13 protein-coding genes and 1 pseudogene are annotated in these 14,284 nt (G+C 64.7%); 5 read left to right on the forward strand and 9 right to left on the reverse strand.

Annotation, left to right across the window (positions count from 1 at the left end; translation table 11 throughout):
* Positions 1-108: 108 nt before the first annotated feature.
* Positions 109-1,260 carry an FAD-binding oxidoreductase gene (locus A5777_RS20505; RefSeq protein ID WP_064864169.1) on the forward strand — a complete coding sequence of 384 codons (1,152 nt, stop codon included), beginning with the start codon at positions 109-111 and terminating at the stop codon, positions 1,258-1,260.
* A 23-nt stretch (positions 1,261-1,283) separates the two neighbouring features.
* On the opposite strand, the gene A5777_RS20510 is transcribed toward A5777_RS20505, so the two are convergent.
* The 6 genes from A5777_RS20510 to A5777_RS20535 all read right to left on the reverse strand — a co-directional run bounded on the left by A5777_RS20510 (position 1,284) and on the right by A5777_RS20535 (position 7,396).
* Complete coding sequence (locus A5777_RS20510) at positions 1,284-2,495, reverse strand: hypothetical protein (RefSeq protein WP_064864171.1); 1,212 nt, start codon at positions 2,493-2,495, stop codon at positions 1,284-1,286.
* Positions 2,496-2,590: 95 nt separating this feature from the next.
* Complete coding sequence (locus A5777_RS20515; protein WP_005201916.1) at positions 2,591-2,983, reverse strand: heat shock protein transcriptional repressor HspR; 393 nt, start codon at positions 2,981-2,983, stop codon at positions 2,591-2,593.
* 3 nt (positions 2,984-2,986) lie between these two features.
* A complete protein-coding gene (gene dnaJ / locus A5777_RS20520) occupies positions 2,987-4,192 on the reverse strand; it encodes a molecular chaperone DnaJ (RefSeq protein WP_005201917.1) in 1,206 nt (401 codons plus the stop codon).
* Between the two features lie 126 nt (positions 4,193-4,318).
* Positions 4,319-4,897, reverse strand: a complete 579-nt coding sequence (grpE, locus tag A5777_RS20525; protein ID WP_064864173.1) for a nucleotide exchange factor GrpE — start codon at positions 4,895-4,897, stop codon at positions 4,319-4,321.
* On the reverse strand, positions 4,894-6,747 hold the full coding sequence (gene dnaK, locus A5777_RS20530; protein WP_005201919.1) for a molecular chaperone DnaK: 1,854 nt from the start codon (positions 6,745-6,747) through the stop codon (positions 4,894-4,896). The genes grpE and dnaK overlap by 4 nt, the downstream gene beginning before the upstream one ends.
* Before the next feature lie 295 nt (positions 6,748-7,042).
* Entirely contained in the window at positions 7,043-7,396 is a 354-nt protein-coding gene (locus A5777_RS20535; RefSeq protein ID WP_005201920.1) for a hypothetical protein, read from the reverse strand.
* Positions 7,397-7,592: 196 nt separating this feature from the next.
* Between A5777_RS20535 and A5777_RS20540 the strand changes: the two genes are divergently transcribed.
* Positions 7,593-8,120, forward strand: a complete 528-nt coding sequence (locus A5777_RS20540; protein ID WP_005201921.1) for a DoxX family protein — start codon at positions 7,593-7,595, stop codon at positions 8,118-8,120.
* A gap of 39 nt (positions 8,121-8,159) precedes the next feature.
* Here the strand turns inward: A5777_RS20540 and A5777_RS20545 are convergent, their stop codons facing one another.
* Positions 8,160-9,722 carry a molybdopterin-dependent oxidoreductase gene (locus A5777_RS20545; protein ID WP_064864190.1) on the reverse strand — a complete coding sequence of 521 codons (1,563 nt, stop codon included), beginning with the start codon at positions 9,720-9,722 and terminating at the stop codon, positions 8,160-8,162.
* Between the two features lie 199 nt (positions 9,723-9,921).
* Here A5777_RS20545 and A5777_RS20550 point away from each other — a divergent pair, with 199 nt between their 5' ends.
* Positions 9,922-10,590 carry a fasciclin domain-containing protein gene (locus A5777_RS20550; RefSeq protein WP_039854197.1) on the forward strand — a complete coding sequence of 223 codons (669 nt, stop codon included), beginning with the start codon at positions 9,922-9,924 and terminating at the stop codon, positions 10,588-10,590.
* 94 nt (positions 10,591-10,684) lie between these two features.
* Here the strand turns inward: A5777_RS20550 and lon are convergent, their stop codons facing one another.
* Positions 10,685-13,021 (reverse strand): endopeptidase La, encoded by a 2,337-nt coding sequence (gene lon, locus A5777_RS20555; protein WP_005201924.1) that lies wholly within the window; start codon positions 13,019-13,021, stop codon positions 10,685-10,687.
* 252 nt (positions 13,022-13,273) lie between these two features.
* The gene (locus A5777_RS25545; protein WP_231895137.1) at positions 13,274-13,765 is read right to left on the reverse strand and encodes a hypothetical protein; all 492 of its coding nucleotides are present in this window, start codon (positions 13,763-13,765) and stop codon (positions 13,274-13,276) included.
* A gap of 36 nt (positions 13,766-13,801) precedes the next feature.
* Here A5777_RS25545 and A5777_RS20565 point away from each other — a divergent pair, with 36 nt between their 5' ends.
* On the forward strand, positions 13,802-14,035 hold the full coding sequence (locus tag A5777_RS20565) for a hypothetical protein (protein WP_064864177.1): 234 nt from the start codon (positions 13,802-13,804) through the stop codon (positions 14,033-14,035).
* Positions 14,036-14,065: 30 nt separating this feature from the next.
* Positions 14,066-14,284, forward strand: a pseudogene (locus tag A5777_RS20570) (IS256 family transposase); the annotation flags it as partial.

A 14,284-nucleotide genomic window follows, 5' to 3' on the forward strand; every position in this document is an offset into this window, starting at 1 on the left:
GTGCGGATTCTTTTCGACGGACACACCTTTCGCCACCTCGGGCACCCCGCGCCGACGAGGGGGCAGAATGGAGAGGCTGTCGACGGGGCGGCACGATCGGAGGTGAGCATGGGCGGGCACTCACGCCATGCGCTGCACCACGTGCGTCAGGTCATCGGACGCGATCCCGAAGCGTTCACGCGCGGCGTCTTCACGCGCCTTTTCGCCCTCGATCCTGATCTGCGGGACCTGTTTCCCGCCCAGATGTCGCATCTGCGTGAGGCGTTCTTCGGGGTGATCGACCACGCCCTCGAGGTCATCCCGTCCGACGACGGCCACACTGACCTGGTCGAACTACTCGCCCAGCTCGGGCGCGATCATCGCAAGTTCGGGGTGCTGCCCGCGCACTACCCACTGATGTGTACCGCGCTGATCGGAGAGTTCCGCGCGCTGCTCGACGGCTACTGGGATGGCGATACCGAGGAGACAGTCACCCAGGCGATGATGTTGACAACCGGTGTGATGCGCGGTGCTGCCGAGATGGCGTCCGGGCCGCCGACCTGGACCGCGCGGGTGGCCGAGAAGTATCGGATCACCCGCGACCTCGCAGTCGTGCGGCTCCTCAGCGACGATCCGCTGCGCTTTTCCGTCGGGCAATTCCTCGAGGTGGCGATTCCGCAATGGCCGCACGAATGGCGGCATCTCTCACCTGCGATTCCGCCCAATGAGGACGGCGAAATCGAATTCCACGTCCGGGCCGTCCCCGGTGGCGTCGTGAGTTCTGCGATCGTGTCGACCACGCGTGTCGGCGACGTCTGGAAGCTGGCGCAGAATCACGGAACGCTGCACATCGAACGCGGCCATGATGTCCTCATGGTCGCCGGAGGTACCGGCCTCGCTCCGCTGCGCGCGCTCCTGATCGAGATGTCGAAGCGGGCAGACTCGCCGTCGACGCACATCTTCTACGGCATGCGCTACCCCGGAGAGCTCTACGATCTGGCGGTGCTCGCGCGCATCGCTTCGACCAATCCGTGGTTGCGCATCACTGCGGTGTCGCAGGAATCCGACGACCCGTGGTGGTTGAACTCGATCGCATCACCCGAGGATCTCGGCGTCGACCATCGGATCGGCTTACTGCCAGATGTTGTTGCGGCAGAAGGCGACTGGAGCGATCATCAGGCGCTCGTCGTCGGTTCTCCGCAGATGGTGACGGCGACGCGTCGTCGACTCATCATCGCGGGCGTGCGGGCGAGCAGAATCCAGTCGGATCCCGTCTACTGACGGACTACGCCCCCCACGCGACCTCAGTTCTCGCCTGTTCCCTGGCCCTGCTCGCCGCTGCCTTCGGACTGCCCGGGCTCAGTGACGACGACCGTGGTGGTCTGGATGACCGTCGTGGTCTCTGTCTGAGTAGCCGCCGGGGCTTCAACCGTCCTGGTGACGGTCGGCGGTCGGACCGTCGTGGTGCGTACCTCGCTCCTGGTCTCGGTCTGCGTTTCGGTGACCGCCTCGCCCTCGCGCGTGACGGTTGCCTGCTGAGGGGTGTCGGTCACGGTCACCGTGGTCGGCGTGGTGTCGGGTCTGGCGCTGGTGTCGTCGCCGCTGGCGTGCAGTGCGGTCAGTCCGATGGCGCCGAGTAGCACGGCGACCCCGATCACCGCTCCCAGCGCCCACCAGCGCAGCCCCGTCGCGTCGCGAGGAGCGCGCGTAGGCGTGGCGGCGGCATATGCGGCGGGCTCCGAGTCGCCTGCGCGCAACACCGTCGTCTTCGGCGGGGTGGCGGCAGCGCCCGCGGCGAGCGCGAGAGCAGGCATCTCGGCGATCGACACCGGACGCCCGACCGCGTACTCGAGCGCGGGCGCGACGCCGGGCAATTCTGCGCCCGACCCGGTGCAGACGACGGAACTCAACCGGGAGCCGCCGTCGGCGTCGAGGATCAGTCGAGCGACGTCATCGGCACCCCGTGCATCGGTGACCGGAATCCCCTCGACCGTCGAGTTGTCGCGGGTGTCGAGCAACTGGCCGGTGGTGTTGTCGACGAGCGCCACGCACACACCGTCAGCGGGCCCGCCTGTGCGTGCAAGGTTCACCACCGCCGTCACGCCTGCGCCGCCGGGCGACGAGCGCATGACGGCCAGCATGGCACTCGTGATGTCATCGACGCTGGTGATCCGGTACCAGGGCGGCGTCGACGATCCTGGCGTGAACGCCTGCGCGAGGTAGTTGCGGGTGCTCGGACGCGAGCAGGAGACGATGAGGTGATCGACCTCGAACGGAACCGACTCGACCAATTCCGTGATGGCTGCGGCGGCCGATTCGGGGAGGTAATCGGGCAGATCAACGAGATTGCTGGCCGCGATCTCGTCCCTACCGCCGTTCGAGCGTATGACGACTGACGCGATCTCGTCGCCGACGACGGACACGCCAAGGGACACCGGCGCTGTTGGCTCTGCGCCTGATGCCTGTGTTCCAGTCGTCTGTGTTCCAGTCGGCTGTGTTCCAGTCGGCTGTGTCACCGTTCACTCCCCACGTTGCTATGAGAAGTCAGCCTAACGCGTGCTCCCCGGCGGCCAACCGGCCGTCGGGGAGCATGGGTGGAAAGAGCGTGTGATCAGTCTTTACGCTTGGCGCGTCGCGGTTGCCACACGACCAGAGCGCTCGTGCGCGGAACCGGCACCAGCTCGCCGCCTCGGCGAGCGGACTGCTCGACCTGACTCTGCAGTTCGCCCACTCTCTGCTGCAGAGCGTCGACCTGATTGGTCAGGTCGATGATGCGCTTGATACCCGCGAGGTTGACGCCTTCCTCCTGCGAGAGACGTTGGATCTCCCTCAGGAGTTCGACGTCGCGCGTCGAGTAGCGGCGTCCGCCTCCGGTCGTGCGTTGCGGCGTGACGAGTCCGAGCCGGTCATACGTGCGCAATGTCTGCGCGTGCATCCCTGCCAGTTCGGCGGCGACCGAGATCATGAATGTCGCGCTCGAATCCTCGAAGTCTCGACTCGCCATGACTCATCGCCCCCATCCTGCACGGGGGTCGAATCCGCTCGCCTTCTCGGCCTCGGCGTACTTCTTGAGCGCCTCGGTCGCGGCGTCGTCGAGTGAGCCCGGCACCTCGACCTTCACGGTGACCAAGAGGTCGCCCGCTCCGCCCGAACGCTTCGGTACACCACGTCCCCGGACACGCAGAGTGCGTCCGTCTGTGGTGTTCGGCGGAATCTTGACTCCCACCGACCCCTCGAGCGTCGGCACGGAAACCGTTGCCCCGAGCACTAATTCGGAGAAACTGACCGGAAGTTGAACCTTGAGGTCGTTGCCGCTGCGGGTGAAGATCTTGTCGGCGGTCACGTGGACGACCACATAGAGGTCGCCCGACGGAGCGCCGCGTCGACCTGCTTCGCCCTGGCCTGCCAACCGAATTCGTTGTCCGTCTTCGACGCCGGCGGGGATACGCACGTTAATCGTGCGAGCCCTGACCTTCACTCCGGAGCCGTCGCAGTCGGTACACGGATCGTCGATGCGCGATCCCGTTCCCTGGCAGTCCTGGCACGGCTCACTGAAACCGAACGCGCCCTGATTGCGGCTCACCAGCCCGGACCCGTTGCAGGTCGGGCAGACTCGCGGGCTCGTCCCCGGCTTGGCGCCACTTCCGTGGCACGTCGTACAGGGGGCGGGACTTGTTATGCGAAGCGGTACGGTCGTACCGACCGCGGCGTCTTTGAACGACAGCGTGGTCTCGGTCTCGAGATCGTTGCCGCGACGCGGCCGCGTCGCCGTCGATGAGCGCGATGAACCTCCGCGGTTGAACAGATCGCCGAACAGGTCGCCGAATCCGCCGCTCGATTCACCTCCGCCGCCGAACAGGTCGCCGAGGTCGCCGATGTTGAAATCAGCGCCGTTGCTCGTCGAATAGCGGGTCCCGCCGCCTCCGGGGAACCCTCCCGGGAAACCGTTTCCGCCGCCGCGGAATTGACCGCCGGCGAACATGGCACGGGTCTCGTCGTACTCCTTACGCTTGTCGGCGTCGGAGAGCACGCTGTGGGCTTCAGACACCCGCTTGAAGCGTTCTTCGGCTTCCTTGTCTCCCGGATTGGCATCGGGATGCAGCTCGCGAGCGAGCTTGCGGTAAGCCTTCTTGATCTCTTCAGCTGAAGCGTCAGAAGCAACGCCCAGGTCCTTGTAGAAGTCGTGTTCGAGCCATTCTCGTTGTGGAGCCACCAGACGTCACCTCCTTCGTAGTTGTGTGAAGTTGTCTGGTCTTGAGTTGTGAAAAAGCCTTGAGTGCACCGATGGTGCGTCGCGTCGAGTTCTCGCGCGACGCACCATCGGAATATGCGCAGGTGATTATTGTGCACCACTCTGCGTGTCTTGCGGTTGCGACTGACCAGCCGGGGCGGGATCGGTCACGGTCACCATCGCCGTGCGGATCACCTTGTCGCCGAGCCGATAACCGCCGCGGTAAACCGCGCCGATGACGGGTTCTGTTCCGCTGCCGTCGTTTTGGACGGCCTCGTGCAGTTCCGGGTCGAACGGGTCGCCCGGTGCACCGAACTTCGTCAATCCTTCGGCGTCGAGTGTGGCGATGAGTTTGTCGGCCACACCCTTGAGCGGTCCGCTCTCGAGGTCGCCGTGCTCGCGGGCACGGTCGAGGTCGTCGAGAACGGGCAACAGCTTGTCGATCAGGATCTGCTTGCCGTAGGCAACGCGTCCCTGCTTCTCTTCTTCGGTTCGCCGCTTGTAGTTGGCGAACTGTGCGCGTTCGCGCTGCAGGGCTGCGGTCAGTTCGGCCACCTCGGCCGAGTTCCCGCCGGTCGCCTCTTCCGAACCCGACGCGGGGTCGACGGTCCCTTCGACCGTCGACTCCACGTCTACTCCCGCGGCGTCTGCCGCAGTCGTGTCGAGCTCGGGCTCCGGTGAGGTCACTTAGTGTCCCCGGAGTTCGGCTCGTCAACAACCTCTGCGTCGACGACGTCGCTGTCGGCGTCTGCCGTGGCTCCCTCGGCGGATGCGCCGTTCTGCGACTCAGCGGCCGATGCCGCGTAGATCGCCTGGCCCATCTCCTGGGACTCCGTGGACAGCTTCTCGATCGCGCTCTTGATCGCCGAGATGTCGGTGCCCTTCAGGGCCTCGTTGGCCTCGGAGATCGCAGCGTTGACCTTGTCTTTGACCTCACCGGGAACCTTGTCCTCGTTGTCCTTGAGGAACTTCTCGGTGTGGTTGACCAGCGACTCGGCCTGGTTGCGGGTCTCGGCCTCCTCGCGACGCTTGCGGTCCTCTTCTGCGTGGGCCTCGGCGTCCTTGACCATCCGGTCGATCTCGTCCTTGCTCAGGCCCGAGCCCTCCTGGATGCGGATGGAGTTCTCCTTGCCGGTGCCCTTGTCCTTCGCGGTGACGTGCACGATGCCGTTGGCGTCGATGTCGAAGGTCACCTCGATCTGCGGAACACCCTGCGGCGCAGGAGCAATACCGCCGAGCTCGAACGAGCCGAGCAGCTTGTTGTGCGAGGCGATCTCGCGCTCACCCTGATAGACCTGGATCTGCACCGACGGCTGGTTGTCTTCGGCCGTGGTGTAGGTCTCCGACCGCTTGGTCGGGATCGTGGTGTTGCGCTCGATCAGCTTGTGCATCACGCCGCCCTTGGTCTCGATACCGAGCGACAGCGGGGTGACATCAAGCAGCAGAACGTCTTTCACCTCACCGCGGAGCACGCCGGCCTGCAGTGCAGCACCGACCGCGACGACCTCGTCGGGGTTGACGCCCTTGTTGGGCTCCTGGCCTCCGGTGAGTTCCTTCACCAGATCGGTGACGGCGGGCATACGAGTCGAACCACCAACAAGCACAACGTGATCGATGTCGCCGACGGAGATGCCTGCGTCCTTGATGACAGCCTGGAACGGAGCGCGGGTGCGCTCGAGCAGATCCGAGGTGATCTTCTGGAACTCGCTGCGGCTCAACTGCTCGTCGAGGAAGAGCGGGTTCTTGTCGGCGTCGACGGTGATGTAGGGCAGGTTGATTGAGGTGCTCTGCGAGGCAGACAGTTCGATCTTGGCCTTCTCGGCAGCCTCACGCAGACGCTGCATGGCCATCTTGTCCTTGGTCAGGTCGATGCCGGAGCTGCTCTTGAACTTTTCCACGAGCCAGTCGACGATGCGCTGATCCCAGTCGTCGCCACCGAGGTTGTTGTCGCCCGAGGTCGCACGGACCTCCACGACACCGTCGCCGATCTCGAGCAGCGAGACGTCGAAGGTACCGCCACCGAGGTCGAAGACCAGGATGGTCTGTTCCTTCTCGCCCTTGTCGAGTCCGTATGCCAGTGCGGCAGCGGTGGGCTCGTTGACGATGCGCAGGACGTTGAGGCCCGCGATCTGGCCGGCCTCCTTGGTGGCCTGACGCTGCGAGTCGTTGAAGTACGCGGGCACGGTGATGACCGCGTCGCTGACGTCTTCACCCAGGTAGGCCTCGGCGTCGCGCTTGAGCTTCATGAGCGTGCGTGCGCTGATCTCCTGCGGGGTGTACTTCTTGTCGTCGATCTCGACGTTCCAGTCCCCCTCGCCCATGTGGCGCTTGACGGACCGGATGGTGCGGTCGACGTTGGTGACGGCCTGGTTCTTGGCGGGCTGTCCGACGAGTACCTCACCGTTACGCGCGAATGCAACGACGGACGGAGTGGTCCGCGAGCCTTCGGCGTTGGCGATGACAGTCGGTTCGCCGCCCTCGAGCACGGACACCACGGAGTTGGTGGTGCCGAGGTCGATTCCAACAGCACGAGACATCTGTTATTTCCTCCTAGTTTGTGGGTGTGCACCCAAGTTCTCAGTCCCCTGGTCGAGCTGATGGCACGACCGAGGGGGTTGGTCGATGCAAACCTGCGTCTGGCTGGGGACCAGAGACTTCAGCGCGTCCGACTCAAGTTCTACTGGTTGAGTCTCACCGCGTCAAGTCTACTTGAGTCTGCCCGACTCAGGTTTCTCGATAGGTCCAACTGTGCACAGATCCGAGTTGTTCCCGATTCGGAGAAAAAAGTTGAGCGCAGTTCGCGCAACTATGAAAGGGCCAGCAAAGCGGCTGTCACGGAGCAGGCGGCAGCGCGTCGCCCGGCAGGCCTTCGGCCTGATAGACCTCGAAGGTGAAGACGCCCGCCTGCACGGCAGGGTCGTCGTTCATGATCTTGGTGACCGTGTCGACGTCGCGGTCGAAGACGCCGACGCCGTGGATGTCGGCGTTGCCCCGGATGGGCAATACGACGGCCAGCTCACCCGCCTTGCGCAGTGCGAGGGTGCGACGACCGTGCTCCTTGATGAACTGCCCGGCCTCGGGCGAGCCGAAGTTCGGACCCGATCGAAGAATCGAGACCGTGTACGGCTGGGCGTACTCGAGAATCGTCTGCATCTCGGCGTCGGTGATCTCGGGCAGGTCGGGCATCTCGGCTCCTCGCGATCGCAATGGCAACGTTTTCAAAGCCAGCCTACGGCCGTCCACATGCGCACGGGACCTACTCGCAGGAACGTTGCACGACGCCTGGCGGCGCTCACGGTGGCCGCGTGACCAGGGCCACGTGGCTCCTCGTCACTAAGCGGACTACAGTCCTCTTAGGACATCTGTAGGAAGGTCAAGAATAATGTCGAAGACAACAAACCACTCTCGCGCGCTCGACGCCGGTCTGCTGACCCTGCGCGTCGCCGTGGGTGCCACCCTGTTCGCGCACGGCGCCCAGAAGTTGCTCGGCTGGTTCGGCGGCCCCGGAATCGACGGCACGACTGCGGGCATGCAGCACATGGGCTTCGAGCCCGCCAAGACCTCTGCCGTAGCCGCGGGCGTCAGCGAGGCCGCAGGCGGACTCGTCGCACTCGGCGCGGGCACCCGCGTGGCAGCAGCAGCGGGCGCGGCAGCGATGATCGCGGCCGCCGACGTGCACCGCCCCAGCGGATTCTTTGCACAGGAGGGTGGCTTCGAGTACCCCGCCGTGCTCGGACTCGCTTCTGCCGCACTGGCTCTCACCGGCCCGGGTCGGTACTCCGTCGACGCGGTCATCAAACACCCGCTCTCACGCGACGGCGTAGGCGTTGCCGCGCTCATCGCGTCTGCAGCCGGAGCCGCAGGTGTCCTCACGCGCCGCAAGAAGGCGCTGGCGTCGAAGACGGCCTGAGCCCGACGCCGTTCGGTCCAGGTGGCCTGGCGTGCGACGCTAGGCCACCTGCACGACGCGGCTGTGCCATCCCGTTGCCCCGTCGGGGATCGGAGCCACTCGCTGGTCGGTCTGCGTCTTCCCCTCGGCGTCGGTCGCCCGGCAGTACAACGTGTGCTGTCCGGGCGTCGCCTGCCAGGTCCAGCTCCACTGCCGCCACGTGTCTGTGGAGTATTCGGTGGCGAGGGTCGCGGTGTTCCACGGGCCGTCGTCGACTCTCACCTCCACCCGTCGCACACCGCGGTGTTGCGCCCATGCCGTACCGGCGACCACGACCGGCCCGACCGGATTGGTCGACAGCGGCGCGGGTTTGTCGATGCGTGACGCCGTCTTGATGGGTGCTTTCACACCCCAGCCGCGCTTCGCCCAATAAGACTGTGCGCGATCGAATCTCGTGATCTCCCAATCGACAACCCATTTGCATGCGGACACGAAGCCGTAGAGGCCGGGGATCACCTGGCGTACGGGATAGCCGTGCTCCAGTGGTAACGGAGTTCCGTTCATGCCCACCGCGAGCATCGCGTCGCGTCCGTCGGTGATCGCGTCGAGCGGTGTGCCCGACGTCCAGCCGTCGACGCTCGTCGAGAGCAGCATGTCCGCGTCGGCATGCGGATTCACCATCGCGAGAATGTCGCGCATCGGATACCCGATCCACCTCGCGTTGCTGGCCAGATCGCCGCCGACCTCGTTGGAAACGCACGTCAGGGTGATGATCCGCTCCTGCGCCGACATCGCCATGAGATCGTTCCAGTCCAGCGTGATCTCACGGTCGACCATGCCGTGGATTCGCAGACGCCAATCCGACGTCGACAACTGTGGCGCCTGCAATGCAGTGTCGATGCGATAGAAGTTCGCGTTGCTGGTGAGGAACGGTGTTGCCCCTTCGACGTCGACGCCTGAAGGAATCGGTGGCGCAGCAGACTTCGCGCGGGGCAACACGAGGCGGGCTCTCTCCGCGATCACTCCCCCGGCGTCGGCGACGCGTCGAGCAACTACCAGCGAGATCGCGGATGCTCCTGCGACGACCGCCGCCGCACCAAGGAAGGCGCGCCGCGATGTTCCTATACTCTTTGTGCCATCGCTGTTTTCGTCGACTCCATCAGGATCGCTTCGAACCTGTTGCGGCACATGCGATCTACGACTGAGCACGAAGAGTATCGCAACCGCGACCACGCCTGCGACGATCGCCGGTATCACGTAGCTCGCGTCCGCGGTGGGACGAGTGGCCGCCGCGAATGCTCCGAACGCGGCGACGAGAACGACAAGAATGACCCCCGCAGGGGGCCGCCTCACCTGCAGAATGCCCGCCAGCATGGAGAGTAGGGCGAGAGCGATTGCGACACCGATCATCAGCGCCGGTTTGTCGTTGGTACCGAACGTCGTGATCGCCCACTCACGAGCGGACGCAGGCGAGTTGTCGACGAGAAACGCGGTTACCGCCTGAAACGGGGAGGCCATGCGCGACAATGGAATAGCGACCAACTCGCCCGCCGCGATACCACCGAGCACGGCAAGCAGGCCGGAAACCGCGGCACGAAGCCACGTTTCGGATCGCTGACGCATTTCGGACCGCTGACCCACAGCAGACCTCCTCACCGAAGTCACCTCGTCGGTCGTCGACTTCTGCAGTACTTCGTTCGAGCGCGCTGTGCGGATGGGTCGCGAAGTATTTTTCTTTTCACCCATCCGGGGTGTGGTTTCCAGCGAATGCCCTCCGAGACTCACAGCACGGTGAGTTTGTTCCTCAATGATGGGATCGATCATGGTAGCCAACAGATTTCAACGCCTGACTCTTGCAGCAGCAGGCGCCGTACTGACCGTGGGAGTGATCGCGGGATGTTCTGACGACAGCAGTTCGTCGTCCGGTTCGACGGCGTCGTCGATGGCCCCGATGTCGTCGTCGGCAATGCCGATGAGCAGCGGTACCGCCCAGCCGGCTTCGCTCGTGGGGCCGGGATGTGCCGACTATGCGAAGGCCAATCCGTCCGGAAGCGGCTCGGTCGAGGGTATGGCGATGGATCCGGTAGCCACAGCGGCATCCCACAACCCGATGCTCAAGACGCTGACCCAGGCCGTGTCGGGACAGCTCAATCCGCAGGTGAACCTGGTGGATACGCTCAACAACGGCCAGTACACCGTCTTCGCGCCGACTGACGACGCCTTTGCGAAGCTCGACGCAGCGACGATCGACAAGCTGAAGACCGATAAGGATCTGCTCACGAAAATCCTGACCTACCACGTCGTTTCGGGACAGATCGCCCCCGACGCGATTGACGGGACACACAAGACCCTCGAGGGTCAGGATGTCACGGTCACCGGGTCGGGCAATGATCTCAAGGTCAACAACGCTGGCGTCGTCTGCGGCGGAGTCAAGACCGCAAATGCCACGGTATACATGGTCGACACCGTGCTGATGCCGCCGACCATGTGATCGATTCCCCGATCAGGTTCTCTGGATAAAGCGATGGGGCGCACCGTAATCGGTGCGCCCCATCGTGATCAGAGGTCGGGTTGATCGACCGGGATCAGGCGGCTGTCCTCGCCGCGTCGGCGACCGGCTCGAGAGCCTGTGCGACGACGTCGGCAACGTCGGCCACCGGGGTGACCGTGACGGCGTCGAGGATCTCAGCCGGGACGTCGTCGAGGTCGGCCTCGTTACGCGGTGAGATGAACACCTGCGTCAGCCCGTTACGTTGTGCCGCAAGCAGTTTCTGCTTGAGCCCGCCGATCGGGAGCACGCGGCCGTTGAGCGTGACCTCGCCGGTCATGCCCACCTCGGCACGGACCTTGCGACCCGTCGCCATCGACACCAGGGCTGTCACCATGGTGATGCCGGCACTCGGACCGTCCTTCGGCACCGCGCCCGCCGGGACGTGCACGTGGATCGTGCCCTCCAGGTTCTTCGGGTCGACGCCGAGTTCGCGGGCGTGCGCACGGACATACGACAGCGCGATCTGCGCGGACTCCTTCATGACGTCGCCGAGCTGGCCGGTCAGTTGCAGACCACCCTTGCCCTCGCCCGTATCGGTGCGGTTGGCCTCGATGAACAGCACGTCGCCGCCCATTCCGGTCACGGCAAGTCCGGTGGCAACACCGGGCACTGCCGTACGCTCCTCGGACTCCGGCGTGAACCGGGCGCGGCCGAGATACTCCTTGAGATCGGACTCCTCGATCGTGACAGGCGTTGTGGCCTTACCACTTTCGACGTTCGTCGCGACCTTGCGGAACAGCTTGGCGAGCAGTCGCTCGTACTGGCGCACACCCGGTTCCCGGGTGTAGTTGGCAGCGATCTCGCGCAGCGCATCCTCGGTCACCGACACCTCGTCGTTTGTCAGCGCAGCGCGCTCCTCCTGCCGCGGGAGCAGGAAGTCGCGGGCGATGGCCACCTTGTCGTCCTCGGTGTAGCCGTCGATCGTGACGAGCTCCATACGGTCGAGCAGGGCCGACGGGATGTTCTCGATGACGTTGGCTGTCGCGAGGAACACGACGTCGGACAGGTCGAGGTCGAGATCGAGGTAGTGATCGCGGAACGTGTGGTTCTGCGCGGGGTCGAGGACCTCGAGCAGCGCGGCCGCGGGATCGCCACGGAAGTCGGAGCCGACCTTGTCGATCTCATCCAGCAGCACAACGGGATTCATCGATCCCGCCTCGCCGATGGCACGCACGATGCGGCCCGGCAGTGCGCCGACGTAGGTACGACGGTGACCGCGGATCTCGGCCTCGTCGCGCACACCGCCGAGAGCGACGCGCACGAACTTGCGACCGAGCGCACGGGCAACAGACTCACCCAGCGACGTCTTGCCGACACCGGGAGGACCGGCCAGCACCATCACGGCACCGGATCCGCGTCCGCCGACGACCTGCAGCTTGCGCTCGGCACGTCGGGCACGCACCGCCAGATACTCGACGATGCGATCCTTCACGTCGTCGAGACCGTGGTGATCGGCGTCGAGGATCTCACGGGCACCCTTGATGTCCGTCGAATCCTCGGTGGTGACGCTCCACGGCAGATCGAGAACGGTGTCCAACCATGTTCTGATCCAACCGGTTTCGGGCGACTGATCACTGGCGCGCTCGAGTTTGCCGACCTCACGCAGTGCAGCCTCACGGACATTGTCGGGAAGGTCGGCCGTTTCGACGCGACCGCGGTAGTCGTCGGCACCGTCGGGTTCGTCCTCACCGAGTTCCTTGCGGATCGCGGCGAGTTGCTGGCGGAGCAGGAATTCCTTCTGCTGCTTCTCCATCCCGTTGCGAACGTCGTCGGCGATCTTGTCGGAGACCTCGGTCTCGGCGATGTGCTCGCTGGTCCAGTCGATCAGCAGTTGCAGACGTTCGCCGACGTCCGGCGTCTCGAGAAGCTGTCGCTTCTGGACGTCGTCGAGCCACGACGAGTAGCCCGACGTGTCGGCGAGATCGGACGGGTCGGTCATCTTGTTCACCGCGTCGATGATCTGCCACGCCTCACGACGCTGCAGCATGGCCAGCACGAGTTTCTTGTACTCCGCGGCCAGCGCCTTGGTCTCGGGCGTCGCCTCGGCGTCGTCGACCTCGGTCACCTCGACCCACAGCGCGTTGCCGTGGCCAGTGGTCCCGGTGCCGATGTGGGCACGTGTCTCGCCCTTGACGACGGCAGCTTGCACACCGCCGGGCATACGTCCGACCTGCACGATCGACGCCAGAACGCCATAGGTGGGATACCGGTCGTCCAGGCGGGGAGCGACCAGCAGTTTTCCGGACTCACTGGCCCGGGCCGCGTCCACTGTCGCCTGCGCAGCGTCGTCGAGAGGCACCGGCACAACCATGCCGGGCAGGACGACCAGATCAGGAACGAAGAGGACGGGCACTGAATACGTGTCAGACATGTAACCTCCAAAGTTCAGTCTGATGGACTCAACCTGGGTGGCAGGATGTTTGTTCCCGGGCAGATTTCGCCTGGGGCGGAATTGGGAGGCTCCGCTCTGCCGCCTGGCCCACGCTGGCCGCCGACCCGGGGCTAAATGTGTGTCGTATCGAAGGATGTGGCTGCTGCAGCACCCACATCCTTCGATTGGACACACATTCAGGGGCGTGCCGGCCTCAACACTCCCCGACGCTGCGGGGATCGAACGGCGTAATCAAGCGGAGGCGGGGAAGCGGCGTCGACGCCAATGGCGATCTGGTGCCGGCAATCCGCGAGAATCCGAAGCAGCCCGGGAGCGTCGTCGAATCCCAGTCGTCGCCGACGGTCCGTGCCAAATACGACGGTCCGACTCAGCAGCGCGCACCGACCAGTACCGAGTCGACACAGCGTTCAGATTCTCGTAGCAGGTCGGGCCGCCCGCACCCGGATCGTGGTGATCGTATTCGGTGACATGGTCGTTGTCGGCCGACCACGCCGACCGGCCACACCCGGGGTCCACGCGATACCCGTCCCGGCAACGGATCGCTTCGTCCAACGCTATTGTCGGTCGGTAGGCATCAGCGCCATAGGCAGGCAGGGTGAACGTGCCGTCAGCGTTCTCGGGGGTGCCGGTGGGCACGATCCGATGTAGCCGCGCATCGTCGCGGGCCGCGATATCGCGAAGGTGCTCACCGGAAATGATGCCGTGACCGTCCATGAATGCCACCGGAACCTCGAACTCGGGATCTGCAGGACACCCGGCATGCGCGGTACGACTCGTTCCGCCGACCTCACCCTCATCACGGTAATCACCCTCGTCGACACTATCGGGCTCGGCACTCTCGGATTCGGCGCTCTCGGATTCGGCACGGTTGAATTCGGCAGTCTTGGGTTCGACGCTCTTGGGTTCGACGCTCTTGGGTTCGACGCTCTTGGATTCGACGCTCTTGGATTCGACATTGTCGGGTTCGACGGGGGTGTCAGATGGTCTGTGTAAGTCCAGTGCTCATCAGTGAGAGGAAGATCTATGAGCATGGCGTTAGACGACAAGCAGCAGGGCCACGACGATCATCAGTTGCCTGAGCTGGCCGAGCCACGTTCGACTGCGGAGGTGGCCGAGGCGTTGGCGGCTTCGGGCATGGTCGATGAGTTGTTGGCCCAGATCGATACCGGGCAGGTTCAGATCACCGGGGACGGTGGCCTAATTCCGGGTCTGATCAAACTCGCCCTCGAACGTGGGCTGACT

The sequence above is a fragment of the Gordonia sp. 852002-10350_SCH5691597 genome, from assembly GCF_001665715.1.
Classification (GTDB): Bacteria; Actinomycetota; Actinomycetes; order Mycobacteriales; family Mycobacteriaceae; genus Gordonia; species Gordonia sputi.

What these genes read in the sequence shown, in the direction of transcription:
- A5777_RS20505 (WP_064864169.1), top strand. Translation starts at nt 109, where the DNA reads ATGGGCGGGCACTCACGCCATGCGCTGCACCACGTGCGTCAGGTCATC.
- A5777_RS20515 (WP_005201916.1), bottom strand. Translation starts at nt 2,983, where the DNA reads ATGGCGAGTCGAGACTTCGAGGATTCGAGCGCGACATTCATGATCTCG.
- dnaK (WP_005201919.1), bottom strand. Translation starts at nt 6,747, where the DNA reads ATGTCTCGTGCTGTTGGAATCGACCTCGGCACCACCAACTCCGTGGTG.
- A5777_RS20535 (WP_005201920.1), bottom strand. Translation starts at nt 7,396, where the DNA reads ATGCCCGACCTGCCCGAGATCACCGACGCCGAGATGCAGACGATTCTC.
- A5777_RS20540 (WP_005201921.1), top strand. Translation starts at nt 7,593, where the DNA reads ATGTCGAAGACAACAAACCACTCTCGCGCGCTCGACGCCGGTCTGCTG.
- A5777_RS20545 (WP_064864190.1), bottom strand. Translation starts at nt 9,722, where the DNA reads ATGCGTCAGCGATCCGAAACGTGGCTTCGTGCCGCGGTTTCCGGCCTG.
- A5777_RS20550 (WP_039854197.1), top strand. Translation starts at nt 9,922, where the DNA reads ATGGTAGCCAACAGATTTCAACGCCTGACTCTTGCAGCAGCAGGCGCC.
- lon (WP_005201924.1), bottom strand. Translation starts at nt 13,021, where the DNA reads ATGTCTGACACGTATTCAGTGCCCGTCCTCTTCGTTCCTGATCTGGTC.
- A5777_RS20565 (WP_064864177.1), top strand. Translation starts at nt 13,802, where the DNA reads ATGCGCGGTACGACTCGTTCCGCCGACCTCACCCTCATCACGGTAATC.